Origin of the sequence: Duganella alba (assembly GCF_009674495.1) — a bacterium.
GTDB lineage: Bacteria > Pseudomonadota > Gammaproteobacteria > Burkholderiales > Burkholderiaceae_D > Rugamonas > Rugamonas alba.
The window spans coordinates 161,430-186,384 of sequence record NZ_WKJN01000003.1 but is presented as its reverse complement, the minus strand read 5'-3'; the positions used below and the strand labels follow the sequence as shown (position 1 = coordinate 186,384).

Genomic DNA, 24,955 nt, shown 5'->3' with positions numbered 1-24,955 from the left:
CAGACGCTGTTACATTTGCTGGAATAAATGAGTGTGGCCGCGGCTCACTTCCAGCAAGGTTGGATGGTTGCGGATGCGCACCATCTGCCGTCCGCGCAGGTCGCGCGTGACTTCTTCGATGGCGTCCACGCGCACCAGCGTCGAGCGGTGGATGCGCCAGAATTCGTCCGGGTCCAGCTCGTCCGCCAGCTCCTTGAGCGTCTTGCGGATCAACACTTCCGACTGCTCGGTCTGCACCCGCGTGTATTTTTCATCGGCCTGGAAAAACAACACTTCACGGGTGGAGATCATGCGCAGGTTGGCGCCGACCACGGCCTGTATCCAGCGCAGGTAATCCGGCTTGGCGGCCGGCTTGCTGTGGTTCGACAGCAACTGGCTGAGCTGGCGTTCGATGTTGGATGGCTGCTGGCCGATCAGCGATTGCAGCCGCGCGCAGGTGGTCTTCAGGCGCTCGCCGCCGACCGGCTTCAGCAAGTAATCCAGCGCGCCCTGTTCGAACGCCTCGATGGCGTATTGATCGTAGGCGGTGACGAACACCAGGTGGCAGCGGTTGAACAGCATGCGCGCCGCCTCGATGCCCGACAGGCCCGGCATGCGGATGTCGAGGAAGACGATGTCCGGCTGGTGCTTGCCGGCCAGCGCCACGGCCTCGATGCCGTTCTCGGCTTCGGCAACGATGTTCAGCGCCGGCCAGGCTTCCTGCAGGCGGCTGCGCAGCTGCTGGCGCATGCCTTCTTCATCGTCGGCGATCAGTGCGGTGGGAGCATTCATTTGGAACTCGCGGCAAAAATATCGGGAGCGTAGGGCACGCGGATGCTGGCGCGCGTGCCGCCGGTCAGCGGCGCTTCGATCACCAGCTGGGCGCGGTTGCCGTACTGGATGCGCAGGCGTTCGCGCACATTGGCCAGGCCGAGGCCGTCGCCGGCGAAGGCGTTGAAGCCGACGCCGTCGTCGCATACGTCCACTTGCAGCATCTGGCCGTCGACCGTGGCGCGGATGTCGATGCGGCCGCCTTCGATCTTCGGCTCCAGTCCGTGCTTGATGGAATTCTCGATCAGGATCTGCAACATCATCACCGGGAAGGTGGCGCTCAGCATCTCGTCCGGCACGTCGACCGAGACCGCCAGCCGCGAGCGCATGCGCGCCTGCATGATGGCCAGGTAGGCGCGCGACATCTCGATCTGCCGGCCCAGCGTGCCGGAACCCTTGGCGCGCATCTGCGGCAGCGTGGCGCGCAGGTAGTCGATCAGGTTCTGGTGGATGCGCGCGGCCTGCGGCGGATCGGTCTCGATCAGCTGGCCGATCAGCGCCAGGGTGTTGAACAGGAAGTGCGGCTCCACCTGCGCCTGCAGGGCGGCCATGCGCGCCTCGACCACGCGCCGTTCGATGCTTTCCTCGTCGGCGTGGGTCTCGGCGTCGCGCGCCTCCAGCTCGGCCTTGCGCTTGCCGCCGGCCAGCACCTTCAGGCCGAAAGAGATCAGGATGAAGCCCCAGGCCTGTTCGTTCACATGGAACAGCGAGGCCGACAGGATCAGCAACAGCAGCCAGATGATGACCAGCTTGCGCCACTCCACCTGCGCCAGCCAGTCGAAGAAATGCCACCACACGCTGACGGCGGTTTCGCCAATTTCGCGGACGATGTCCAGCAGGCTCTTGGCATTTTTATAGCCGGCCTGGGCCAGCCGGTGCTTCTTCATTCCACGTGCTCCTGCGGACGGTTGGCGCGGCGGCGGCCGATGACGCAGGCGCCGACCGCGATCTTGATCAGCATGAAGAATGCGAACAGCACGATGGCCAGCGGCAGGATGGAGCAGATGAAGGCCAGTACCAGCGCCGCGCCGAGCAGCGCCGGCGGCGACATGCGGCCGATCAGGCGCAGGGCGTAGCGCAGCATCTGCGTCAGGGCCTGGAAAATTTCATCTATGAGGGCGGCGGCTTGGTTCATCGTGGGTCTCCCGAAAGGTGGTGCGATGAGAGCACTGTAACAAAGCCTTGGACCGCCATGGTGTGGATTCCGATCAACTGCGCTTTCACGGGCATGGCCGGCTATTGCGCCGGATGAATGGCGGCTTGCCAGTCCTGCCGCAACAGGCCGTAGATGATGCTGTCGGAAACCTCGTCGCCCACGTACCAGCGCTGGCGCAGGTGGCCTTCGCGCTGGAAGTGCAGGCTTTGCAACAGCCGCTCGGAGGCAATGTTGTCGGGATGGATATCCGCTTCCAGGCGCCGCAGTTGCAGGGTTTCGAAGGCATAGTCGATCACCGCGCGCAGGGCTTCCTGGGTGTAGCGCCGGCCCCAGTGCGGCTGGCCGAGGATGTAGCCGATTTCGCAACGCTTGTTGCGCAGGTCGAAGGCGTACAGGGTGACAGTGCCGATCACTTCGCCCGCGTGTTCGCCGTCGCGCGGCACCATGGCCAGGCGCAGCGCGGTACGGTCCCGGTAGCCCTTGAGCGTTTGCTCGATGTTGTCGACCGCCTGCGACAGCGCCTGCCATGGCGTGCTGCTGAAGTAACGCATGGTTGCTTCGACCGACATGATACGGAACAGCGCCTCGGCGTCGCCCGGTTCGACAAAGCGCAAGGTCAGGCGCGCGGTCTGCAGCGTGAAAGGTGTGAACATTTCCATAATTAAAGTTGTCTCTTCGAATTTATTTTTGAGCCCCGGCTTCGATGCATGATATACTAATCGCAATTATTTTTGAATTATGGCAATTCTCCCCCGGCGGCCGCCGGTTGTTACCTTTTTAAGGAAAATTTGTGATGGCACGAGTACTTCCGATGACCGCCCTGGCCTTGGCCGCCCTGTACGTTGCTAATGCGCAAGCCGCAGCGCCTGCGCCGCTGACCGCAGCCCAGATGCTGCAACAGTTTAACCTTGTGGTCAGCCAGGATCTGACCTCGACCTCGCACGTGCAAGGCCGTACCTTCGTCGGCGGCAATGCCGTGGCGCAGGACTTCGTGCAGAAGCCGGCGCACGTGGCCGCGTCCAACTATGCCGGCGTGACCGTGCTGGGCAACATGAGCGGCAACAACAACGATGCGCACGTCGACGCGCTTGGCCTGTACGTTGGCGGCAGCACCAACAAGGTGATCGTCAATAAAGGCGACGCCTATGTTGGCGGCTCGGCCACCGGCGGCGGCTTCAGTGACAATACCTGGGTCAACGGCGCGGCTACCGACGTGAATCAGAATGGCGCCTTCCACGCCGCCACCAGCAACCGCCACATCAACAATCCGCTGGCGGCAGAAACCAGCACCATGCTCACCAACAAGGCGGCCGCCACCTCGACCGATTTCGGCCAGGTCATGACCGGCCTGTCGACCCAGTTGTCGACCTTGAAAGGCACCAAAGACGCCACCGTGTCGATCGATACGGCAACGCACAGCAAAGTCACCTTCAGCGGCACGGCCAATTCCTCCGGCCTGCTGGTGTTCGACCTGACCGGGGATACTGACAGCAGCATTTTCTCGTCCAAAATCACCGACTTCTACTTCAATCTGACCGGCGCCACCACCGTCATCTTTAATACCGATGACAAGAACCTGACGCTGAACGCCAACTTCCAGAACGCGGAAAGCAACGGCAGCAAGTTCATCTGGAACTTCGCCGGCGCCGAAAGCGTGACGGTGGGCCGCACCTTCGGTGGCCAGGTGCTGGTGGCTGGCGGCACCTTCAGCAACATCAACGGCGCCAACGTTGAAGGCGGCGTGTACGCCCAGAACGTCAACGAGTACGGCCAGATCCACATCCAGGCCTTCACCGGCACGATTCCAGCGGCGGTGCCGGAAGCGGACACCTATGCGATGCTGCTGGCGGGCCTGGGCATCGTCGGCTTCATCGGCCGTCGTCGCCAGAAAGCGGCTGCGGCACGCTGATCGCCGCCAGCACCATGTCGACGATGACCTTCTCGGCATCGTCGAAATCCTTCTTCGTCAGCTGTTTGCGGTTCAGCACCAGTGCCATCTGGGCGGAAAAGTCCGCGTAGGACTGGGTCATCGCCCAGATCGCAAACAGCAGGTGCGTCGCGTTCACCGGCGCCATCTTCCCCTCGCTGATCCACTGTTCGAACACCTCGATGTCCTTGCGCACCAGGGGCACGACGCGGTTCTGTATCTGCCCGCCGTACAGCGGCGCGCCGCTGATCACTTCCATCGCATACACGCGCGAGGCCCACGGATTCTCGCGCGAGAATTTCAGCTTGGCTTGCACATAGGTGCGCAGCACTTCGCGCGGATCTTCGTGGGCCGCAGCCAGGCTTTCCATGCGCGCCAGCCAGTCGTCCAGCACTTCGTCCAGCACGCGCTGGTACAGCGACTGCTTGGTGGGGAAGTAGTACATCAGGTTCTGCTTCGACAGGCCGGCGTTTTCCGCCACCGTGGCGATCGAGGTGCCTTCGTAGCCGCATTCAGCGAACACGCGCACGGCTTCGGCGGTGATCTCGGCTTCCAGCTTGTCGCGGTTGAGCAGGCGGCGATTGATTTTTACTGTCGGCATATGCGTCTCAGGAAGTTGGTGAGTTGCGGATGGTCGGCGTAGGCGACGTTGAAGCGGAACCAGATCGCTTCCGGCGCGCGCAGCATGAAGAAGTCGCACGGCGACAGCAGGATGCCGTGCTTGAGCGCCTGGTCGGCGATGATCTTGCCGTTCCAGTCGGGCGTGGGCGCGTCGTGCCAGCCGGCGCTGACGAACATGCCGCCGCGCGGCCGCGCCAGCAGCGTCATGCCAACGTCGCGCAGGCTGGCCATGGCGCGTTCGCGGCCGGCGTCCAGCTGCGTTACCAGCTTGTCCACCATGCGCTTGTAGGGGCGCGCGGTGATGGCGTGATAGACGGCGCGTTCGTTGATTTCGGAGGTGGTGAGGCCGGCCAGCATCTTCACCCGCAGCAGTTCGGGAATCAGCGAGGCCGAGGCGCTGATCGAACCGACCCGCAGCACCGGCGACAGCGTCTTGGAAAAGCTGCCGACGCGGATCACGCGCCGCAGGCCGTCCATCGCCGCCAGCGAGGCTTCGCCGCGCGGCGCCAGCTCGCGGTAAATATCATCCTCCACCAGCCAGAAATCGAACTGCTCGGCCAGGGCCAGCAGGCGGTGCGCCTGCGCCGCGCTTAAAGAAGTCCCCAGCGGGTTTTGCAGCACCGTGTTGACGAACATGAGCTTGGGCTGCATCTGCGCCGCCTGCTGCGCCAATACGTCCAGATCCAGCCCGTTCTCGCCGCGCGGGATGCCGACCGCGATGCAGCCGTGGTGGCGTATCAGCGACAGCAGGTTGCTGTAGCCGGGATCTTCGACGAACACCGTGTCGCCCGGCTTGGTCAGCGTGCGCAGCACCAGGTCGAAGGCGTGGGTGGCGCCGTGGGTCAGCAGGATTTGTTCGGCTTCGACCGGAAACAGCTCGTCGCTCAACGTGGCGGCCATCTGCTGGCGCAGCGTGGGGAAGCCGAGCGGATGGCCGTAGCCGCGCAGGCGGGCGGCCGGGATGCGCATCGCCTGGCGCACGGCGTCGAGGATGGTGTCTTCGCCATACCACTCCGGCGGCAGCCAGCCGGCGCCCACCGGCAGCGCTTCCGAGGTGCCGGAATACAGGTCGGCGGTCAGTGCGTCGATGGCGTTGGGCGTGGCTTGCAGGGTAGCCGGCAGCAGCACGGCCGGCAAATCCTGGCGCGCCACGAAGTAGCCGGAACCGCGCCGCGACGACAATAATCCCAGCGTCACCAGACGGTCGTAGGCCTCCACAACTGTAAAGGTGGAGATGCCATTACACTTGGCGAACTGGCGCACCGAGGGCATCTTAGTTCCTACGCGCAACTCCCGGCGGCCCACCATGGCGCTGATGGCGGCGACGATCTGCTCGACCAGGCTGCCCTTTTGTCTGCGCTCGATCGCCACGCAGGGCCAGCCTCCCGGCCCGCCGGCTTGATCGATCACAGGACTTGTTTCTTCCATCCTTGACTCCACGCAGCGAAAGTGAAACTGTAGTGTTTTTGTTGCCAGTACGGTTGGACAGTTTTGATGAATTGTGTATCTGTGCCATAGTTGTTGCGCTGTCTATTATTGCATCATCATTTTGCCAACTGGTAAATTTTTTTACGGTCTGTCAAAAAAATCCGAAAGCAGTTGTTTCATAGGAGATGTGATGAACGAGTCTCGACCAGAATCGATGGAATCCTTCTGGATGCCATTCACGAACAACCGCGACTTCAAGGCGCACCCGCGCCTGCTGGTGTCGGCGGAAGGCATGTACTACAAGGACGTCGACGGCCGCAGCATCCTGGACGGCACCGCCGGCCTGTGGTGCGTGCCATGCGGTCACGCGCAACCGAAGATCGTCGCCGCCGTGCGCGAGATGGTCGGCCAACTGGATTTCGCGCCGACCTTCCAGATGGGCCACCCGGCCGCTTTCGACCTCGCCGAAAAGCTGATGGAGTACACCAACCATCGCTATGGCCACGTGTTCTATACCAACTCGGGTTCCGAAGCGGTGGACACCGCGCTGAAGATCGCGCTGGCGTACCACAAGGCGCGCGGTGACGCGAGCCGCACCCGATTGATCGGCCGCGAACGCGGCTACCATGGCGTCGGCTTCGGCGGTATTTCGGTGGGCGGCATCGCCGGCAACCGCAAGCCGTATGGCGTGATGCTGCCGGGCGTCGATCATCTGCCGCACACCCACAACCTGGAGAAGAACGCCTACACGCGCGGCGAGCCGGAACATGGCGCCAACCTGGCCGATGAACTGGAACGCATCGTCGCGCTGCACGACGCCTCGACCATCGCGGCGGTGATCGTCGAACCGGTGGCCGGTTCCACCGGCGTGCTGATTCCGCCCAAGGGCTACCTGAAACGCCTGCGCGAGCTGTGCACCAAGCACGGCATCCTGCTGATCTTCGATGAAGTGATTACGGGCTTCGGCCGCCTGACCACGCCGTTCGCCGGCGACTACTTCGACGTCGAGCCGGACATGATGACCACCGCCAAAGGCCTCACCAACGGCACCATTCCGATGGGCGCGGTGTTCAGCAAAAAGCATATCCACGATGCCTTCATGGACGCGCCGGCCGGCATCGAGCTGTTCCATGGCTATACCTACTCGGGCCACCCGGTGGCTTGCGCCGCATCGCTGGCGACGCTGGAAGTGTTCAAGGAGCAGAAGATCCTCGAACACGCGGCCGGCATGGCCGAGTACTGGGCCGACGCCGTGCATTCGCTGAAAGGCCTGCCGCACGTGATCGACATCCGCACCATCGGCCTGATCGCCGGCATTGAGCTGGCGCCGATCACCGGCAAACCGGGCGCGCGCGCTTTCACCGCGTTCAAGAAAGCGTTTGAAGACGGCGTGCTGATACGCACCACCGGCGACATCATCGCCTTGTCGCCGCCGCTGGTGCTGGAGAAAAAACACATCGATGAATTGTTTGGAAAGCTGAGGGAAGTACTGAAAAACCTGGACTAACGAGGAGAACTCACCATGCTGGTAGGCGTCCCAAAAGAGATCAAAAACCAGGAGTCCCGCGTCGGCCTTACCCCGGCCAGCGTCAAGGAACTCATTTTGCGTGGTCATCAAGTACTGGTACAACAAAACGCCGGCGCGGCCATCGGCCTGACGGATGCGATGTATGAAGCATCCGGCGCCACCATCATCGAAGACGCGGCCGAGATCTTCGCCCGCGCCGAGATGATCGTGAAGGTGAAGGAACCGCAGCCGCAGGAATGCGCGATGCTGCGTCCGGGGCAGATCCTGTACACCTATCTGCACCTGGCGCCGGACCCGGAACAGACCAAGGCGCTGCTGAAATCCGGCGCGGTGTGCATCGCGTATGAAACCATCACTGGACCCAACGGCGGCTTGCCGCTGCTGGCGCCGATGAGCGAAGTGGCGGGGCGCATGTCGATCCAGGCCGGCGCCGCGCACCTGGAAAAATCCAAGGGCGGCATGGGCCTGCTGCTGGGCGGCGTGCCAGGTGTGGCGCCGGGACATATCGCCATCATTGGCGCAGGCGTGGTCGGCACCAATGCCTTGCAGATGGCGGTGGGCATCGGCGCGCGCGTGACGATTTTGGACAAGAACATCGACCGCCTGCGCCAGCTGGACCTCGTGTATGGCAACCGCATCGCCACCATGTATTCCAACGCGCACTCGATCGAGGAAGCGGTGGTCGATGCGGACCTGGTAATCGGCGGCGTGCTGGTGCCCGGCGCGGCGGCGCCCAAGCTGGTGACCAAGGCGATGATCGCGCGCATGAAGCAGGGTGCGGTGGTGGTGGATGTGGCGATCGACCAGGGCGGATGCTTTGAAACCTCGCACGCCACCACGCACGAAAAGCCGACGTATGTGGTCGACGGCGTGGTGCACTACTGCGTGGCGAACATGCCGGGCGCGGTGGCGCGCACCTCGACCTTCGCGCTGAATAACGCAACGATAGGCCATGCGGTGGCGCTGGCCGACAAGGGTTGGCAGAAAGCGCTGAAAGCCAATCCGCATCTGAAGAACGGTTTGAATGTCTGCCAGGGCAAGGTCACCTACGAAGCGGTGGCGCACGCCCTTGGCTATACCTATGTAGACGCGGACAGCCTGCTGGGCTAAGCCGCGCTTTAATTGAAAGAGCATCATGGATACCATCACCCATTTCATCAACGGCGTTACCGTCGATACGCAAAGCGGCCGCCATGCAGACGTGTTCAATCCCGCCTTGGGCGAACCGGTAGCCAAAGTCGCGCTGGGCACGGCGGAGGAGGTCGACGCCGCCGTGCGCGCGGCGGAGAAGGCGTTTCCATCGTGGTCGGCCACGCCGCCGCTGACGCGCGCGCGGGTGCTGTTCAAGTATCTGCAACTGTGCCAGCAGCATGTGGACGAATTCGCAGCGATGATCACGCGCGAACATGGCAAGACCTTCGCCGATGCGCAGGGCGAAGTGGCGCGCGGCATCGAGATGGTGGAATTCGCGGTGGGGATTCCGCAAATGCTGAAAGGCGAATTCACCGACCAGATCTCGCGCGGCATCGATGCATGGTCGATGCGCCAGGCGCTGGGGGTGGTGGCAGGCATTACGCCATTTAACTTCCCGGTGATGGTGCCGATGTGGATGTTCCCGGTCGCGCTGGCATGCGGTAACACCTTCGTGCTCAAGCCTTCCGAGCGCGATCCGTCGGCGTCGCTGCTGCATGCGCGCCTGCTGAAGGAAGCCGGCTTGCCGGATGGCGTCTTCAATGTGGTGCAGGGCGATAAGGTCACGGTCGATGCGCTGCTTGATCATCCGGTGGTGCAGGCGATCAGCTTCGTCGGCTCGACGCCGATTGCGGAATACATCTACTCGCGCGGCTGCGCTGCGGGCAAGCGTGTACAGGCCTTGGGCGGCGCGAAGAATCACATGGTGGTGATGCCGGATGCGGACATGGAGATGACGGTGGATGCGCTGATGGGCGCCGCCTTCGGTTCCGCCGGCGAGCGCTGCATGGCGATTTCCGTCGTCGTTGCGGTGGGCGATGCGGGCGACAAGATTGTCGACGCACTGGCACAGCGCACCGCTGCACTGAAAGTGCGCGATGGTATGGCGTCGGACGCCGAAATGGGGCCGGTCGTCACCAGTGCGGCCAAGCAGCGTATAGAGCGCTTGATTGGAGAGGGTGTCGAGCAGGGCGCGAAACTGGTGGTGGATGGACGCAATCACCAGGTGGTCGGACGCGAGAACGGCTTCTTCATCGGCGGTACGTTGTTCGATCACGTCACGCCGGATATGACGATTTATAAGGAAGAGATTTTCGGCCCGGTGCTGTGCATGCTGCGCGCGCCGGATGTGGGTACGGCTGTGGAGCTGATCAACCGCAATGAGTACGGCAACGGCGTGGCGATCTACACGCGCGACGGCGGCGTGGCGCGCGAGTTCGTGCGGCAGATCCAGGTCGGCATGGTGGGCGTCAATGTGCCGCTGCCGGTGCCGATGGCGTTCAACAGTTTCGGCGGCTGGAAGCGTAGTCTGTTTGGCGATCATCATGCCTATGGACCTGAAGGCGTGCGCTTCTATACGCGCCATAAAGCGGTGATGCAGCGCTGGCCAAATACCGCGAGCGCTGGCGCGGAATTTGCATTCCCTCAGATGAAATAATCAACCAGGAACGAACATGATTCTCGAATCGATTAGCTACCTGCCGACATCGAAAGAAGCCAATGAATCATTGGCGAAACACTTCACCGATCTGGCGCCCGCGCTCACCGCGCGCCAGGCCGCGATTGAAAGTTCGCGCTGCCTGTATTGCTACGATGCGCCGTGCACGCGCATCTGCCCATCGGACATCGACGTCGCCAGTTTTATCCGTAATATCCACGACGAGAATATCAACGGCGCCGCCGTCGGCATCCTCAAACAGAACATCCTCGGCGGCAGCTGCTCGCGTGTGTGTCCGACCGAAATCCTGTGTGAAGACGCCTGCGTGCGCAATCACGATGCGGAAGGCCAGCCGGTGAAAATCGGTCTGCTGCAGCGCTACGCCATCGATAACATGAAGCTGGAAGAGCATCCGTTCAAGCGCATGGCTTCCACCGGCAAGAAGATCGCCGTGGTCGGCGCCGGACCTGCGGGTCTGTCGTGCGCGCATCGCCTGGCAATGCTGGGCAACGAAGTGGTGATCTATGAAGCCAAGGAAAAATCCGGCGGCCTGAATGAATACGGCATCGCCAAGTACAAGCTGACCGATAACTTCGCGCAAAAGGAAGTGGACTTCCTGCTGCAAATCGGCGGCATCACCATCAAGCACGGCCAGACGCTGGGTGGCAATGTACAACTGAAGGATCTGCATACGAATTACGACGCGGTGTTCCTGGGCCTGGGCCTCGGCGCCAGCAAGCAGATGGGCCTGACCGGCGAGGACGCGCCTGGCCTGATGGCTGCCGTCGACTACATCGCCGAGCTGCGCCAGTCGGATGACCTGAGCAAGCTGCCGGTGCCATCGCGCGCCATCGTCATCGGCGCCGGCAATACGGCGATCGACATGGCGGTGCAGATCCAGCGCCTTGGCGCGGATGAAGTCACGCTGGTTTACCGTCGCGGCTTTGAAGCGATGAGCGCCACCGAACATGAACAGCATATCGCCAAAGAGAATCAAGTCCGCATGCGCACCTGGGCGCAGCCGCAGCAGGTGCTGCTCGACGACGCCGGCCGCGTGCGCGGCATGCGCTTCGAGAAGACGGCGCTGGTCAACGGCCGCCTGTCGGGCACCGGCGAAACCTTCGAGATCGCGGCTGACGCCATCTTCAAGGCCATCGGCCAGAGCATGGACGAAACGAGTATCAGCGATCCGCTGGCGACAACACTGAAACGCGACGGTGACAAAATCCACGTCGACGATCAGTTCCGCACAGTCCTGCCGCGCATCTACGCCGGTGGTGACTGTGTGGCGCCTGGGCAGGATCTGACCGTGCAGGCGGTCCAACACGGCAAGCTGGCGGCGCACGCCATTCATCAAGACATCACCGGACTGAAGGAGGCTGCATAATGGCTGACCTGAGCATTGAATTCTGCGGCATCAAATCCATCAATCCGTTCTGGCTGGCCTCCGCGCCGCCAACGGACAAGGCCTACAACGTGGTGCGCGCATTTGAAGCGGGATGGGGCGGCGTGGTGTGGAAGACGCTGGGTGAAGATCCGGCGGCGGTCAACGTGTCGTCGCGCTATTCGGCGCACTATGGCAAGAATCGGGAAGTCCTCGGCTTCAATAATATCGAGCTGATTACGGACCGTTCGCTGGCGATCAACTTGCAAGAGATTACGCAGGTGAAGAAGGATTGGCCGGATCGCGTGATTATTGTGTCGCTGATGCTGCCGTGCGAGGAGCGCCTGTGGGCTGACATCCTGCCGCTGGTGGAGGCAACTGGCGCCGATGGCATCGAGTTGAATTTCGGCTGCCCGCATGGCATGCCGGAGCGCGGCATGGGGGCGGCGGTGGGGCAGGTGCCGGAGTATGTGGAGATGGTCACGCGCTGGTGCAAGCAGAACACCAGGCTGCCGGTGATCGTCAAGCTGACGCCGAACATCACCGATGTGCGGGCGCCTGCGCGCGCGGCCAAGGCTGGTGGCGCTGATGCGGTTTCGCTGATAAACACCATCAACTCGATTACGCATCTGGATCTGGATCAGATGGTGGCGTTTCCGATTGTGGGCGGCGCCAGCACGCACGGTGGTTATTGCGGTTCGGCGGTGAAGCCGATTGCGCTGAACATGGTGGCGGAGATTGCGCGCGATCCGCAGACGGCGGGCCTGCCGATTTCCGGTATCGGAGGGATTGGTAACTGGCGCGATGCGGCGGAGTTTATTGCGCTGGGTTCGGGCTGCGTGCAGGTGTGCACGGCGGCGATGCTGCATGGCTTCCGCATCGTTGAAGAGATGAAGGATGGTTTGTCGCGCTGGATGGATCAGAAGGGCTACAAGAGCATCAGCGATTTCTCGGGCAAGGCGGTGCCGAATACCACCGACTGGAAATACCTGAACATGAATTACCAGGTGATCGCGCAGATTAACCAGGATGACTGCATCAAGTGCGGCCGCTGTTATGTGGCGTGCGAGGATACGTCGCACCAGTCGATTGCGCAGCTCATCGATGAGGCGTCGGGCGTGCGCACGTATGAGGTGATCAAGGAGGAGTGCGTTGGGTGTAATCTGTGCGAGATCACCTGTCCGGTGCAGGGGTGCATCACGATGGTGCCGCAGGATACGGGCAAGCCGTATATGAACTGGACGCAGGATCCGCGCAATCCGCGAGCCGAAAAGGCAGTGGAAGCGGCCTGACGGCGGCGCATGCTTACCCCCAAGTCCGTAAGGGGTCTGACCCCGCATGGGGTCAGACCCCGGCGACTCGCAGTGCGGGGTGAAAGCAAGCATCAAGGTACGAAACTTGCAGTGGTGGATGGATACATCAACCCTTTGGAGAACGCCTCGTGAGCATTGAATCTTCTGGCAGCACGCAACTCTGGAACGAAGACCTCGCGCCGACTACGGCGGCGCAGCGCACCTGGCGCTGGTATCACTTCTCCGCGCTGTGGGTTGGCATGGTGATGTGCATTCCGGCGTACACGCTGTCCGCCAGTTTGATCGAGGGCGGCATGTCGGGTTACCAGGCGGTGCTGACGGTGTTCCTTGCCAACGCCATCGTGCTGCTGCCGATGCTCTTGATCGGCCACGCCGGCACCAAGTACGGCATTCCTTACGCTGTGCTGGCGCGCGCTTCGTTCGGCACTTCCGGCGCACGCTTGCCGGCGCTGATGCGCGCCATCGTCGCCTGCGGATGGTATGGCATTCAAACCTGGTTCGGCGGTTCGATGATCTACACGCTGCTCGGCGTGATGATGGGCGGCGATGTCGGCGGCGACAAGATCGCGGGCCTGGGCATCAACGGCGGTCAGCTGCTTTGCTTCCTGGCTTTCTGGGCCATCCAGTTCTACTACATCGTGCACGGCATGGAGTCGATCCGCAAGCTGGAGACCTACACGGCGCCGCTGAAGATCCTGATCTGCTTCGTGCTGCTCGGTTGGGTGCACAGCAAGGCCGGCGGCTTCGGTGAGTTGCTGTCGGCACCTTCGCAGTTCGTTGAAGGCGGCAAGAAGGCTGGCCAGTTCTGGTCCGTGTTCTGGCCTTCGCTGACGGCGATGGTCGGCTTCTGGGCCACGCTGGCGCTGAATATTCCCGACTTTACGCGTTTCGCCAAAACGCAGCGCGACCAGGTGATCGGCCAGACCGTCGGCCTGCCGGTGCCTATGGGCCTGCTGGCGGCGATGGCGGTGATCGTCACGTCGGCCACCGTGGTCCTATACGGCAAGGCGATCTGGGACCCGGTCGACCTGTCGAGCCGCATGACCGGCGCGGCGGTGCTGGTGGCGCTGGTGATTCTGCTGATCGACACGGTGTCGGTCAATCTCGCGGCCAATCTGGTCGGACCGGCGTATGATTTCTCGTCGCTGGCGCCGCAGCAGATTTCGTATAAAACCGGCGGCTATATCACCGCCGCCATCGCCATCCTGATGATGCCTTGGAAGATACTGGAATCGACGCAGGGCTATATCTTCACCTGGCTGATCGGCTATTCGGCGCTGCTGGGGCCTATCGCCGGCATCCTGATCGTCGACTACTACATGGTGCGCAAGACGGAGCTGAATGTGAGCGAACTGTATCGCGAAGATGGCCAGTACTCGTATGGCAAGGGCTGGAACATGGCGGCGCTGGTGGCGTTCGTGATCGGCGTGCTGCCGAATATTCCCGGCTTCCTGAATGCCGCATTCCCAACGTCCTTCCCTGGCGTGTCGGAAGGATTCAAGACAATTTATACCTACGCATGGTTTGTTGGCATCGCCATCTCTGCCGTGGTGTATGGGGTTATGATGAAAGGGAAGACCGTCCCCGCTGTGAGGGCGACGGCTCACCCGTAAGGAGACCTTATGAAGACTATCATCCGTGGCGGCACTGTTGTCAACGCCGACCGCGCTTTCCGCGCTGATGTGCTGTGCGACGGCGACAAGATCGTCGCTGTCGGCGATAACCTTGAGGTGCCTGCCGGCGCCAAGGTGATCGACGCCGGCGGCCAGTATGTGATGCCGGGCGGGATCGATCCGCATACGCACATGAACCTGCCGTTCATGGGCACGGTGACGCAGGATGATTTCTACACCGGCACCGCCGCCGGTCTGGCAGGCGGCACCACCACCATCATCGACTTTGTGATTCCGGCGCCGAAACAGAACCTTATCGAGGCTTACAATCAGTGGCGCGACTGGGCGAAGAAATCGGCCGGCGACTATACCTTCCACGTGGCGATCACGTGGTGGGACGAGACGGTGCACCGGGATATGGGCACGCTGGTGAAGGACCATGGCGTCAACAGCTTCAAACACTTCATGGCGTACAAGAACGCCATCATGGCCGACGATGAAACGCTGGTGAAGAGCTTCCGCCGTTGCCTGGAACTGGGCGCCATGCCGACCGTGCATGCGGAGAACGGTGAACTGGTTTATCAGTTGCAGCAGGATCTGCTGAAGCGCGGCCTGACCGGCCCAAGTTCGCATCCCTTGTCGCGTCCTCCGGAAGTGGAGGCGGAAGCGGCCAACCGCGCGATTGCGATCGCCAATGTGCTTAACACGCCGTTGTACATCGTGCACGTGTCGTGCGCTGAATCGCTGGAGGCCATCACCCGCGCCCGCGCGCATGGGCAGCGCGTGTATGGCGAAGCGCTGGCCGGCCATCTGGTGATTGACGACAGCGTCTATCAGAGCGACGACCTGGAGTACGCGGCGGGCCACGTGATGAGTCCTCCGTTCCGCAGCAAGCATCACCAGGCCGCGTTGTGGCAAGGGCTGCGCGGCGGGAACCTGCACACCACGGCCACCGATCACTGCACCTTCTGCGCCGAGCAGAAGGCGATGGGCAAGGACGACTTCACGCGCATTCCTAACGGCTGCGGCGGCGTCGAAGACCGCATGTCGGTGATCTGGGACGCCGGCGTGAATACCGGATTGCTGACGCCATCCGAATTCGTCAAGGTCACCTCGACCAACACGGCGCAGATTTTCAATATCTATCCGCGCAAGGGTGTGATCGCGCCGGGCGCGGATGCGGACGTGGTGGTGTGGGATCCGGAGGGCACGCGCACCATCTCGGCTTTGACGCAGTTCGCCAAGGGCGGATTCAATGTATTCGAAGGCCGCACCGTGCGCGGAATTCCAAGCACCACGCTGTCCGCCGGTAACGTCGTGTTCCATCGCGGCGTGCTGATGGCCGTGGAGGGCGCTGGCCGCTATATCAATCGTCCGGCGTTCAAAGCGACGTCGGCGCGCTAAGGAGCAGCAAATGAAGATTAATGGTGACCGCCTGTGGGCATCGCTGATGGAATTGGCAAAGATCGGCGCAACGGAAAAAGGCGGCGTCAAGCGCCTGGCGCTGACGGATCTTGACAAGCAGGGCCGCGACCTGGTGGTCGGCTGGGCGAAGGACGCCGGCATGTCGATCACCATCGACCAGATAGGCAATGTCTTCATGCGCCGCGACGGCACCAACAACACGCTGCCGCCGGTGATGACCGGCAGCCATATCGACACGCAGCCGACCGGCGGCAAGTTCGATGGCAATTACGGCGTGCTGGCCGGCCTGGAAGTCGTGCGCACGCTGAACGACTTGAAGATCAAGACCGAGGCGCCGATCGAAGTCGCCTTCTGGACTAACGAAGAAGGCTCGCGCTTCGTGCCGGTGATGATGGGCTCCGGCGTGTTCTGCGGCGCGTTCTCGCTGGAGACGGCATATGCGGCGAAGGACGTCGATGGCAAGACTGTCGGCGACGAGCTGGAACGCATCGGCTACAAAGGTCCGCAAGTGCCGGGCGACCATCCTATCGGCGCCTACTTCGAAACGCATATCGAGCAAGGTCCGGTGCTGGAAGACGCCGACAAGGTGATCGGCGTGGTGCCGGCCGTGATGGGCCTGTCGTGGTACGACTGCGTGGTCACCGGTATGGAGGCTCACGCCGGGCCAACGCCGATGGGACTGCGCAAGGATGCGCTGCAAGTCTCCACCAGGATCATGCAGGAAGTCGTGGCCATCGCCAACCGCTATCCGCCGTATGGCCGTGGCACGGTCGGCATGGTGCAGGTGTTCCCGAACAGCCGCAACGTGATTCCCGGTGAAGTCAAATTCAGCATCGACCTGCGCAACGTGAACGACGAGCTGCTGAACACCATGCACGAGGAGATGCTGGCCTTTATCGACAAGACGCGCAGCGAGAGTGGCTTGAAGATTTCGATCGAGCGCGTGTCCTACTATCCGCCATGCCCGTTCCATCCGGAGTGCGTGGATGCGGTGCGCAGCGCCACCGCCAAATTGGGCTACTCGACCATGGACGTGGTCTCCGGCGCCGGCCACGACGCCATCTACGCCGCGCGCCTGGCGCCGGCCGGCATGATCTTCGTGCCGTGCAAGGACGGCATCAGCCACAACGAAATCGAAGACGCCAAGGCGGAACACCTGGAAGCCGGTTGCAACGTCCTGCTGCACGCCATGCTGGAACGCGCACGCGTGGTTTGACCGGCAACCGGTCGGCGTGCATACTTCTGCGATGCACACCGACCCTCAACAAGCCTATCTCGATGCTAACCATCTCCTGGCCGCCGGCGATTATGCCGGCGCCGAGGATCGCTATCAGCAGGCGCTGGCCTTGCAGCCGTGGCATGTGGCGGCGCGCGCGAATCTCGGGTATCTGAAGGAGCAGCAGGGGGCTGTGGCGGAGGCGGAGTTCCACTATCGGCAGGCGATTGCGCTGATGCCTGATCACCCGCAGCTGCATCAAAATCTTGGCGCGTTACTGTTCAAGGAGAAGCGCCTGGCGGAGTCGGAAGCGACGATGCGGACGGCGGTGGAGCTGGCGCCGGATTCGCCGACCGCGTGGAGCCAGCTTGGCGCGCTGCTGGTGTGTACGCATCGCGAGCCGGAGGGGGAGGCTTGCTATCGGCAGGCGCTGGCCTTGGACCCGGGGCATGCGCGGGCCCAGTTCAATCTCAGTTATCTGCTGCTGCGGCAGGCGCGCTTCGAGGAGGGCTGGCGCATGCTGGATGCGCGCTGGCAGTTCGATCGTTTTCCGCTGTCCTTCGATTGTTCGTTCTGGCAGGGCGAACCACTGGAAGGAAAGTCCATCGCGCTTGGGCTGGAAGCAGGGCACGGCGATATGATTCACTTCTGCCGCTATGCACCGATGCTCAAGGCGCGCGGTGCGCGGCGTGTGGACGTGGTTTGTCATCCGGCGTTGCGGCGCTTGTTCGCCGCGCTGCCGGGCGTGGACCATGTTTATGCATTGGGCGAGGCGTTGCCGGGCGGTTGGGATTACTGGACGCGGCCGATGCGCTTGCCGGGATTGTTCGGCACGGAGATGGCGACCATTCCGGCGGATGTACCGTATCTGCGCGCCGACGCGGCGCTGGTGCAGCAGTGGCGCTGCGAACTGCCGCAGCAAGGGCTGCGCGTTGGCCTGGCGTGGCGCGGTAATGCGAATTTCGAGAACGATGCGGATCGCTCGCTGCCGTCGCTGATGTCCCTGGCGCCGCTCGCTGCTGTCGATGCGCATTTCGTCAGTTTGCAGAAGGGCGCTGGCGAAGCGGAGGCGTTGACGCCGCCGGCGGGAATGTTTGTGCATCCGATTGCGGCGCGGCTGGGCGATTTTGCCGATACCGCCGCCGTCATCGCCAATCTGGATCTGGTGATCAGCGTGGATACGGCGGTGGCGCATCTGGCCGGCGCGCTGGGCAAGCCTTGCTGGCTGCTGCTGCCGGACTATCGCTGCGACTGGCGCTGGATGGCGGATCGCGGCGATACGCCGTGGTATCCGTCCATGCGCCTGTTCCGCCAGCCACGCGATGGCGGCTGGGCGCCGGTGGTCGCCGAGGTGGTGGCAGCGCTGGCTGCCCTTGCGGTCAGACCTTGAAGGCGCGCAGGAAGTCCAGCAGTACGCGGGCGGCGATGTCGGCGTCGTCGGCGGTCATGGTCTCCAGCGGATTGTGACTGATGCCGCCATTGCCGCAGCGTGTGAACAGCATGGCGACGTCGGTGATGGCGGCCATCGCCATGGCGTCGTGGCCGGCGCCGGACAGCAGGTCGAAGCGCGGGACGTCGGCGCGTTCGATGGCGTCGCCGAACTGCTCCATCAGGCGCGGTGCGCATGGCGCTGCGGAGGCGTCGACAATCTGCTGAAGATTGAATTCGATCTGACGGCGCGAGCAGATGGCGGCGATGCCGTCCAATACATCCTTGACGGCTGCCTGGCGCACGGCGTCATCGGCGGCGCGGATGTCCAGCGACAGCTTGCAGGCGCCGGGAATCACGTTGACCGAGCCACCGGGCACTTGCAATTGGCCGACCGTACCGACCAGCGACGCCGTATGCGCGCAGCGCTGCTCGACCAGCAGCACGATTTCGGCGGCGGCGGCGGCGGCATCCTTACGCATGTGCATCGGCGTGGTGCCGGCGTGGCTGGCCAGGCCGGTAAGCTCGACCAGATAGCGTGAGCTGCCGGCGATCGCGGTGACCACCCCCAGCGGCAGGTCGCGTTCCAGCAGCACCGGGCCTTGTTCGATATGGACTTCCACAAAGCCCAACAGGTCGGCAGGATTGCGGGCGATTGCGGGGATGCGGGCGACATCATGGCCGGCCGCCAGCAGCGCGTCGCGCATGCTGATACCGTCGGCGTCGGTCTGGTCCAGCAGCGACAGGTCGAAGTGGCCGGTGATGGCGGTGCTGCCGAGGAAAGTGCTCTTGAAACGCACGCCTTCTTCTTCCGCGAAGCCGACCACCTCCAGATTGAACGGCAGCTGTTCGCCGCGCTGGTGCAGGTGGCGGACGATGGCGATCGGCAGCAGGATGCCGAGGCGGCCGTCGTACTTGCCGCCGTTGCGGACGGTGTCGTAGTGCGAACCGGTCATCAGCGTTTTGGCGTCCGGCGCGGCGGAGCGGTAGACGCCGACCACATTGCCGACGGCGTCGATGTGGGCATCCATGCCGGCTTCGCGCATCCAGTCCAGCAGTTGGGCGGCGGTCTGGCGGTGGGCGGGCGTCATGTAGGCGCAGGTCAGGCCGTCCTCGTCGTCGCTCCATGCGGCCAGCGTTTCAGACCATTGCATGATGGCGGGACCGAATTCCAGCTGTACGGCCAGCAGGTCGTTGAGGCGGATCTCGGCGATGCGCTTGATCTGGCGGATGCATTCGGCGATTTCGTCGGCGCGGCGGTTTTTCAGGCGGCGCGAGAAGGCGGCGATGACGGCCTGGCGCGTCAGTCCCTGGCCGGTCGGGCCTTTGACGGCGAGGATGAAGGGAAAGCCGAATTTGGCGTTGTAGTCGGCATTCAGCTGGTGCAGCGCGGCGAATTCCTCGGCGCTGCACAGGTGCAAGCCGGACTTGGCCTGCTCGCTGGTCGATTCCGCCGTCAGCTGGCCGGCCACGGCGGCCTTGCCGGCCAGTTCCGGGTGGGCGCGGATCAGGCCCAGTTGTTCATCCAGCGTGGCGGCGCTGACCACGGCCTGCAAGGCCAGCTTCAGCGCGGTGACGCTGGCGAACGGGCGCTGGGCGGCGGCGCGTTCCGGTATCCATGGCGAGTGTTCGTAGATGCCGCGCAGGCGTTCGACGAAGGTGGCGCTGTCGCAGCTGTTCAGTTCAGGGAGTGTGGTCATCATGGCTCAATCATAACGCGTCAGCACCGCCGCAATATATGCGGTATGCGGTACGGTTTATATGGCTGCGCTTACTTCTGCGTCAGCGCCTTGGCCGCCGCCGACACCTGTTCGCGCAGCCACTTGTGTTCCGGCGCCTGGTGCACGCGCTCGTGCCACAGCTGGTAGAAGCGCATCGGCGGAAACTTCACCGGCACCGTGTAGCGCTTCAGCGACATCTGCTTTTCGTAGTAGTGCACGAACTGGCTGCCGGTGGTCAGCACCAGGTCGGTCTGCGCCAGCATACTGGGGATCAGGCCGAAGTAGGCCGACTCCACCACCACGTTGCGCTGCAGGCCCTGGCGTTCAAGATAATCGTCGATGACGCCCATGTAGCCGGGCAGGATCTGCGTCGGCGCCACATGCGGCAGCGTGAGGTAGTCGTCCATCGTCATCTGGTCGCTGTCGGTGCGCAGCGCATATGGGCAGTCGGCGCGCATGACGCAGATGATCGGGTCTTCGAACAGCTTGGACATGTGCAGATGCTCGGGCGGCTCGTCCCAGTTGGCGATGACCAGGTCCATGTCGCCGTCCGACAGCAGACGCACGTAGTCGACGCCCGCCCCCAGGCTGTGAATCTTGATGCGGCTGTTGGGTGAACCGCGCCGCAGCAGCGCCACCAGGTTGGGCAGGAACTGGCTGTCCAGATAATCCGGCGCGGCGACGTGGAAGGTGCGCGCTTCTTCCTGTGGCACGAAAGGTGCCTTCTTCAGGAACAGGTTCTCGGTTTCGTCCAGAATGCGCTTTGCTGGTGCAAGCAGGCTCTCGCCGTGCTGGGTCGGCACCATGCCGCGCGCGCCGCGCACCAAAAGCGGATCGCCGGTCAGCTCGCGCAGCTTGCGCAGCGAAGCGGAGATGGAGGGCTGCGGCTGATTCAGTTTCAGGGCGACGCGGGAGACGTTCTTCTCGACCAGCAGCAGGTACAGGATGCGGATCAGGTGAAGGTCCAGGTGTTGCGGCAAGGCGGACATGGGCAGGGTGTTTATGAAGCGGTTTATACGGGATTGGATATGTCTAATATACTCTAATGTTCATGTAGCAGGAATCAAATCCGTTTATCTTCTGTAAATTAGCCACATCTATAACCTGACAAAATACATGGAATATCTGATCCCGTACGGCCTTGAGTGGCTCAATCTCATTGTTCGCTGGCTGCATATCATTACGGGCATCGCCTGGATCGGCGCGTCGTTCTATTTTGTGTGGCTGGACAATTCGATTCGTCCGCCGGCGCCGGGATCGGACCTGGCGAAGAAGGGCGTGTCGGGCGAGCTGTGGGCGGTGCACGGTGGTGGCTTCTACAATCCGCAAAAATACCTGGTGGCGCCGGCCGAGCTGCCGAAGGATTTGCACTGGTTTAAATGGGAAGCGTATTCCACCTGGCTGTCCGGTATCGCGCTGCTGACCATCGCCTACTACTTCAATGCGCAGGCGATGATGATTGATAAGTCGGTGGCGGACATCAGCAGCCTGCAGGCGGTCGGCATCGGCATCGGCACGCTGGTGGTGGGCTGGACGGTGTACGACCTGCTGTGCCGTTCGCCGCTGGGCAAGCATGATTTGTGGTTTGGCGTGGTGGTGTTTGCGCTGATCGTCGGCGCGGCGTATGGGCTGACACATGTGCTGAGCGGCCGCGCGGCCTACATCCACGTCGGTGCGCTGATCGGCACCATCATGGTCGGCAATGTGCTGATGCTGATTATTCCCGGCCAGCGCAAGATGGTCGATGCGATGTCGCAGGGCCGCCTGCCAGATCCGATCCACGGCCAGAAGGCCAAGCAGCGCAGCGTCCACAATAACTACTTCACGCTGCCGGTGCTGTTCATCATGATCAGCAACCACTATGCGATGACCTACCGGAACGACCGCGCGTGGCTGGTGCTGGCGTTTATCATGGCGGCCGGCGTGTTCATTCGCCACTTCTTCAACCTGCGTCACAAGGGCCGCGTGGAGTGGCGCTATCCGGCCATCGGCGTGGCGCTGCTGGCCGGCGTGGCGGTGGCGATTGCGCCGCCCAAGCCGGTGGCGTCGGCGCCGGCGGCCGATCCGGCGGCGGCATTCGCCAAGGTGCAGGGCGTGATCGCGCAACGCTGCGTGTCGTGCCACTCGGCGCATCCGACGCAGCCCGGCTTTGCGACGGCGCCGCTGGGCGTGACGTTCGACAGCGTGGACCAGATCCACCAGAACGCGGAAAAAATCTACAAGCAGGTGGTGCAGACCAAGGCGATGCCGCTGGCTAACCTGACCAATATGACCGACGCGGAACGGACGCAGATCGCGGCCTGGTACGAGTCCGGTGCAAAATGAAGGAACAAGTAATGACCAAGCAAAAACTGGCTGAATGGATCGACGCGCACTTTGACGAGGAAGTCGGCGTGCTGCAACAGCTGCTGCGCGTGCCGACCGATACGCCGCCCGGCAACAACGCGCCGCACGCGGACATGGTGGCCGATCTGGTCAAGGCCTATGGCTGGACCGCCGAGAAGCATGCCGTGCCGCAGCAGGAAGTGCGCGACTACGGCATGGAGAGCATCACCAACCTGATCGTGCGTCGCCCGTATGCGGACGGCGGCCCGACCATTGCGCTGAATGCGCATGGCGACGTGGTGCCGCCGGGTGACAACTGGACCTATCCGCCGTATGGCGGCGTGGTCGACAACGGCTATATCTACGGCCGCGCGGCGGCGGTGTCCAAGTGCGACTTTGCCACCTACATCTTTGCCACGCGCGCGCTGGAGGCGCTGGGCGTGCCGCTGAAGGGCGGACTGGAACTGCACTTTACCTACGACGAGGAATTTGGCGGCCTGCTGGGGCCAGGCTGGTTGCTGGAGCAGAAGCTGACCAAGCCGGATTACGTGATCGCGGCGGGCTTCAGCTACAACATCGTCACCGCGCACAACGCCTGTTTGCAACTGGAGGTGACGGTGCACGGCAAGTCCGGCCACGGCGCGATGCCGGAGACGGGCCACGACGCCTTGCAGGCCGCCACGCGCATCCTGAATGCGATCTACGGCGAGCTGCCGGAACTGAAGAAGATCAAGTCGAAGATCGCCGGCATCGATTCGCCGACCATGCTGGTGGGCCGCATCGATGGCGGCACCAACACCAATGTGGTGCCGGGCAAGGTGACGCTGAAGATGGACCGCCGCATGATTCCGGAAGAAGATCCGGTGGCGGTGGAGGCGCACGTGCGCGCATTGATCGAAGAGGCGGTGCAGGGCGTTCCCGGCATCACGCTGGAGATCAAGCGCCTGCTGCTGTCGCATGCGCTGCGCGAGCGGCCGGGCACGGAGAAGCTGGTGGCCAGCATCCAGCAGAACGCCGAAACCTTCATCGGCGAGAAGATCCCGGCTCAAGGCACGCCGCTGTATGCGGATGCACGCCTGTACGGCGAACACGGCATTCCGGCGGTGCTGTACGGCGCCGGCCCACGTACCGTGCCGGAGTCGAACGCCAAGAAGGCCGACGAACGCCTCAACCTCGAAGACCTGCGCAAGGCGACCAAGGTGGTAGCATCCACCTTATTCGATTTCCTTGGAGCGTAAGATGTTTTCGAAAAAACTGATGGCCGGCTGGGGCGATATGGATTTCAACAGCCATATGCGCAACACGGCCTTCCTCGACAAGTCCGGCGATGTGCGCATGCTGTTCCTGTCGGAGCATGGCTTTCCGATGCGCGAGTTCATGCGGCTGAAGATAGGCCCGGTGGTGATGAAGGACGAAATCGCGTACTTCAAGGAAGTGCTGCTGCTGGAAGAGATCACCGTGACGCTGGAACTGGCGGGACTGGCCGAAGACGGCAGCCGCTGGATACTGCGCTCGGACATCATCCGTCCGGACGGCAAGCTGGCGGCGCGCGTCAACAGCACCGGCGGCTGGCTGGATCTGTCGGCGCGCAAGCTGATCGCGCCGCCGCCGGACTTGATGGCGACCTGGCAGGCGCTGGTCAAGACCGACGACTATCAGGATCTGGCGTCCAGCATCAAGGACAAATAAGCTTATTTGACGCCGAAGTATTTGCGGTGCAGTTCCGCGTTCAGGCCCTGCGCTTGCAGGCGCCTGGCGGCGGGGTTGAGGGCGCCCGCGAGCGCGCTGTGGTCGCGGCCCAGGTAGATGTAGAGGTTCAGGTCTTCCACCGGCTTGCCGGTGCGGCCCTGCGACAGCATGGCCGTGGAGACGGCACTCAAGCTGCCGTCGTCGTAGACGCAGGCGTGATCGCGCCGGTTGATCACCATGTTCAGGCAGGCCGGCACGGTTTGCACGTCGTGCGGCTGCACGCGCGGCTTGAGCGCATCGAGCTTGAGCTGGTAGGTCAGGATGCCGCGCTTGTAGCTGACAGTGCGCGCGCCGGCGGCCAGCGCTTCCCAGCTGTCGAGCACCGGCTGCCCGGCCGGCGTGAAGATATATGTGCGTGTCTGCACAAACGGCTCGTCGAGCCGCAGGTACTGTGGGTGCTTGCGGCCATATTCCTTGACCCGACCTATTTCACCAGCGAGGCTGCCGTCGGCCAGCATCGCTTCGCTGCGCCTGCCCGGCAGGCTTTGCAACTGGCAGCGCTGGCGGATTTCTCCGCACAGGCGTTGCAGATAGTCGCGCGCGTACTGGTAGACGATGGAGTCGGGTTCGTGGGTGGTGCCGAAGATAAGCGTGTCGGGGCCTTGCGCCACGGCGGGCGCGGATGCGATGACGGAAAGGGCGGCGGCCAGCGGCGCGGGCCAACGGCGGGACATGGACGATT

General features: G+C 63.0%; 22 protein-coding genes. 13 read left to right on the top strand and 9 right to left on the bottom strand.

What is annotated here, in order from left to right; translation table 11 throughout:
* Positions 1-9 precede the first annotated feature (9 nt).
* From GJ695_RS04125 to GJ695_RS04110, 4 genes are all read right to left on the bottom strand, one after another.
* Complete coding sequence (locus GJ695_RS04125) at positions 10-771, bottom strand: LytR/AlgR family response regulator transcription factor (RefSeq protein WP_154356465.1); 762 nt, start codon at positions 769-771, stop codon at positions 10-12.
* Positions 768-1,697: a sensor histidine kinase gene (locus tag GJ695_RS04120; protein WP_154362337.1), complete on the bottom strand. Its 930-nt coding sequence runs from the start codon at positions 1,695-1,697 to the stop codon at positions 768-770. The genes GJ695_RS04125 and GJ695_RS04120 overlap by 4 nt, the downstream gene beginning before the upstream one ends.
* Positions 1,694-1,945, bottom strand: a complete 252-nt coding sequence (locus GJ695_RS04115; RefSeq protein ID WP_154362336.1) for a hypothetical protein — start codon at positions 1,943-1,945, stop codon at positions 1,694-1,696. The genes GJ695_RS04120 and GJ695_RS04115 overlap by 4 nt, the downstream gene beginning before the upstream one ends.
* 101 nt (positions 1,946-2,046) lie before the next feature.
* Positions 2,047-2,619 carry a GNAT family N-acetyltransferase gene (locus tag GJ695_RS04110; RefSeq protein ID WP_229260378.1) on the bottom strand — a complete coding sequence of 191 codons (573 nt, stop codon included), beginning with the start codon at positions 2,617-2,619 and terminating at the stop codon, positions 2,047-2,049.
* Between the two features lie 140 nt (positions 2,620-2,759).
* Between GJ695_RS04110 and GJ695_RS04105 the strand changes: the two genes are divergently transcribed.
* Positions 2,760-3,875 carry a choice-of-anchor A family protein gene (locus GJ695_RS04105; protein WP_229260377.1) on the top strand — a complete coding sequence of 372 codons (1,116 nt, stop codon included), beginning with the start codon at positions 2,760-2,762 and terminating at the stop codon, positions 3,873-3,875.
* Here GJ695_RS04105 and GJ695_RS04100 read toward each other — a convergent pair.
* Together GJ695_RS04100 and GJ695_RS04095 are read right to left on the bottom strand one after the other, a co-directional pair.
* Entirely contained in the window at positions 3,835-4,494 is a 660-nt protein-coding gene (locus tag GJ695_RS04100) for a TetR/AcrR family transcriptional regulator (RefSeq protein WP_154362334.1), read from the bottom strand. The genes GJ695_RS04105 and GJ695_RS04100 overlap by 41 nt on opposite strands.
* On the bottom strand, positions 4,482-5,942 hold the full coding sequence (locus GJ695_RS04095) for an aminotransferase-like domain-containing protein (RefSeq protein WP_154362333.1): 1,461 nt from the start codon (positions 5,940-5,942) through the stop codon (positions 4,482-4,484). Before GJ695_RS04095 ends, GJ695_RS04100 begins: the two co-directional genes overlap by 13 nt.
* A 190-nt stretch (positions 5,943-6,132) precedes the next feature.
* Between GJ695_RS04095 and aptA the strand changes: the two genes are divergently transcribed.
* The 9 genes from aptA (at position 6,133) to GJ695_RS04050 (ending at position 18,440) form a co-directional block, all read left to right on the top strand.
* Positions 6,133-7,449, top strand: a complete 1,317-nt coding sequence (gene aptA, locus GJ695_RS04090) for an omega-aminotransferase AptA (protein WP_154362332.1) — start codon at positions 6,133-6,135, stop codon at positions 7,447-7,449.
* 15 nt (positions 7,450-7,464) lie between these two features.
* Positions 7,465-8,580 (top strand): alanine dehydrogenase, encoded by a 1,116-nt coding sequence (ald, locus tag GJ695_RS04085; protein WP_154362331.1) that lies wholly within the window; start codon positions 7,465-7,467, stop codon positions 8,578-8,580.
* 25 nt (positions 8,581-8,605) lie between these two features.
* Positions 8,606-10,099 carry a CoA-acylating methylmalonate-semialdehyde dehydrogenase gene (locus GJ695_RS04080; protein WP_154362330.1) on the top strand — a complete coding sequence of 498 codons (1,494 nt, stop codon included), beginning with the start codon at positions 8,606-8,608 and terminating at the stop codon, positions 10,097-10,099.
* Between the two features lie 16 nt (positions 10,100-10,115).
* Positions 10,116-11,486 (top strand): NAD(P)-dependent oxidoreductase, encoded by a 1,371-nt coding sequence (locus GJ695_RS04075; protein WP_154362329.1) that lies wholly within the window; start codon positions 10,116-10,118, stop codon positions 11,484-11,486.
* Positions 11,486-12,775: an NAD-dependent dihydropyrimidine dehydrogenase subunit PreA gene (gene preA / locus GJ695_RS04070; RefSeq protein WP_154362328.1), complete on the top strand. Its 1,290-nt coding sequence runs from the start codon at positions 11,486-11,488 to the stop codon at positions 12,773-12,775. The genes GJ695_RS04075 and preA overlap by 1 nt, the downstream gene beginning before the upstream one ends.
* Before the next feature lie 149 nt (positions 12,776-12,924).
* Positions 12,925-14,409 carry an NCS1 family nucleobase:cation symporter-1 gene (locus tag GJ695_RS04065; protein ID WP_166455079.1) on the top strand — a complete coding sequence of 495 codons (1,485 nt, stop codon included), beginning with the start codon at positions 12,925-12,927 and terminating at the stop codon, positions 14,407-14,409.
* A 9-nt stretch (positions 14,410-14,418) separates the two neighbouring features.
* Positions 14,419-15,813: a dihydropyrimidinase gene (gene hydA / locus GJ695_RS04060; RefSeq protein ID WP_154362327.1), complete on the top strand. Its 1,395-nt coding sequence runs from the start codon at positions 14,419-14,421 to the stop codon at positions 15,811-15,813.
* 10 nt (positions 15,814-15,823) lie between these two features.
* The gene (locus tag GJ695_RS04055) at positions 15,824-17,050 is read left to right on the top strand and encodes a Zn-dependent hydrolase (protein WP_154362326.1); all 1,227 of its coding nucleotides are present in this window, start codon (positions 15,824-15,826) and stop codon (positions 17,048-17,050) included.
* 31 nt (positions 17,051-17,081) lie between these two features.
* A complete protein-coding gene (locus GJ695_RS04050; RefSeq protein WP_154362325.1) occupies positions 17,082-18,440 on the top strand; it encodes a tetratricopeptide repeat protein in 1,359 nt (452 codons plus the stop codon).
* On the opposite strand, the gene GJ695_RS04045 is transcribed toward GJ695_RS04050, so the two are convergent.
* Both GJ695_RS04045 and GJ695_RS04040 read right to left on the bottom strand, forming a co-directional pair.
* On the bottom strand, positions 18,430-20,178 hold the full coding sequence (locus GJ695_RS04045) for an allantoate amidohydrolase (protein WP_154362456.1): 1,749 nt from the start codon (positions 20,176-20,178) through the stop codon (positions 18,430-18,432). The two genes, GJ695_RS04050 and GJ695_RS04045, sit on opposite strands and share 11 nt — an antisense overlap.
* 71 nt (positions 20,179-20,249) lie before the next feature.
* A complete protein-coding gene (locus GJ695_RS04040) occupies positions 20,250-21,188 on the bottom strand; it encodes a LysR family transcriptional regulator (protein WP_154362324.1) in 939 nt (312 codons plus the stop codon).
* Positions 21,189-21,315: 127 nt separating this feature from the next.
* Here GJ695_RS04040 and GJ695_RS04035 point away from each other — a divergent pair, with 127 nt between their 5' ends.
* The 3 genes from GJ695_RS04035 to GJ695_RS04025 are packed head-to-tail and all read left to right on the top strand — an operon-like array spanning position 21,316 to position 24,213.
* Positions 21,316-22,524 (top strand): urate hydroxylase PuuD, encoded by a 1,209-nt coding sequence (locus GJ695_RS04035; RefSeq protein ID WP_154362323.1) that lies wholly within the window; start codon positions 21,316-21,318, stop codon positions 22,522-22,524.
* A gap of 11 nt (positions 22,525-22,535) precedes the next feature.
* A complete protein-coding gene (locus GJ695_RS04030) occupies positions 22,536-23,762 on the top strand; it encodes a M20/M25/M40 family metallo-hydrolase (RefSeq protein WP_154362322.1) in 1,227 nt (408 codons plus the stop codon).
* Between the two features lies 1 nt (position 23,763).
* A complete protein-coding gene (locus tag GJ695_RS04025) occupies positions 23,764-24,213 on the top strand; it encodes a thioesterase family protein (protein ID WP_154356448.1) in 450 nt (149 codons plus the stop codon).
* 2 nt (positions 24,214-24,215) lie between these two features.
* Here GJ695_RS04025 and GJ695_RS04020 read toward each other — a convergent pair whose 3' ends face one another.
* Positions 24,216-24,947, bottom strand: coding sequence for a substrate-binding periplasmic protein (locus GJ695_RS04020; RefSeq protein WP_166455078.1), 732 nt, complete (start codon positions 24,945-24,947; stop codon positions 24,216-24,218).
* Between the last annotated feature and the right edge of the window lie 8 nt (positions 24,948-24,955).

Coding starts and splice junctions, on each gene's coding strand:
- GJ695_RS04125 (WP_154356465.1), bottom strand. CDS start 771: ATGAATGCTCCCACCGCACTGATCGCCGACGATGAAGAAGGCATGCGC.
- GJ695_RS04120 (WP_154362337.1), bottom strand. CDS start 1,697: ATGAAGAAGCACCGGCTGGCCCAGGCCGGCTATAAAAATGCCAAGAGC.
- GJ695_RS04115 (WP_154362336.1), bottom strand. CDS start 1,945: ATGAACCAAGCCGCCGCCCTCATAGATGAAATTTTCCAGGCCCTGACG.
- GJ695_RS04110 (WP_229260378.1), bottom strand. CDS start 2,619: ATGTTCACACCTTTCACGCTGCAGACCGCGCGCCTGACCTTGCGCTTT.
- GJ695_RS04105 (WP_229260377.1), top strand. CDS start 2,760: ATGGCACGAGTACTTCCGATGACCGCCCTGGCCTTGGCCGCCCTGTAC.
- GJ695_RS04100 (WP_154362334.1), bottom strand. CDS start 4,494: ATGCCGACAGTAAAAATCAATCGCCGCCTGCTCAACCGCGACAAGCTG.
- GJ695_RS04095 (WP_154362333.1), bottom strand. CDS start 5,942: ATGGAAGAAACAAGTCCTGTGATCGATCAAGCCGGCGGGCCGGGAGGC.
- aptA (WP_154362332.1), top strand. CDS start 6,133: ATGAACGAGTCTCGACCAGAATCGATGGAATCCTTCTGGATGCCATTC.
- ald (WP_154362331.1), top strand. CDS start 7,465: ATGCTGGTAGGCGTCCCAAAAGAGATCAAAAACCAGGAGTCCCGCGTC.
- GJ695_RS04080 (WP_154362330.1), top strand. CDS start 8,606: ATGGATACCATCACCCATTTCATCAACGGCGTTACCGTCGATACGCAA.
- GJ695_RS04075 (WP_154362329.1), top strand. CDS start 10,116: ATGATTCTCGAATCGATTAGCTACCTGCCGACATCGAAAGAAGCCAAT.
- preA (WP_154362328.1), top strand. CDS start 11,486: ATGGCTGACCTGAGCATTGAATTCTGCGGCATCAAATCCATCAATCCG.
- hydA (WP_154362327.1), top strand. CDS start 14,419: ATGAAGACTATCATCCGTGGCGGCACTGTTGTCAACGCCGACCGCGCT.
- GJ695_RS04055 (WP_154362326.1), top strand. CDS start 15,824: ATGAAGATTAATGGTGACCGCCTGTGGGCATCGCTGATGGAATTGGCA.
- GJ695_RS04050 (WP_154362325.1), top strand. CDS start 17,082: ATGCACACCGACCCTCAACAAGCCTATCTCGATGCTAACCATCTCCTG.
- GJ695_RS04045 (WP_154362456.1), bottom strand. CDS start 20,178: ATGACCACACTCCCTGAACTGAACAGCTGCGACAGCGCCACCTTCGTC.
- GJ695_RS04040 (WP_154362324.1), bottom strand. CDS start 21,188: ATGTCCGCCTTGCCGCAACACCTGGACCTTCACCTGATCCGCATCCTG.
- GJ695_RS04035 (WP_154362323.1), top strand. CDS start 21,316: ATGGAATATCTGATCCCGTACGGCCTTGAGTGGCTCAATCTCATTGTT.
- GJ695_RS04030 (WP_154362322.1), top strand. CDS start 22,536: ATGACCAAGCAAAAACTGGCTGAATGGATCGACGCGCACTTTGACGAG.
- GJ695_RS04025 (WP_154356448.1), top strand. CDS start 23,764: ATGTTTTCGAAAAAACTGATGGCCGGCTGGGGCGATATGGATTTCAAC.
- GJ695_RS04020 (WP_166455078.1), bottom strand. CDS start 24,947: ATGTCCCGCCGTTGGCCCGCGCCGCTGGCCGCCGCCCTTTCCGTCATC.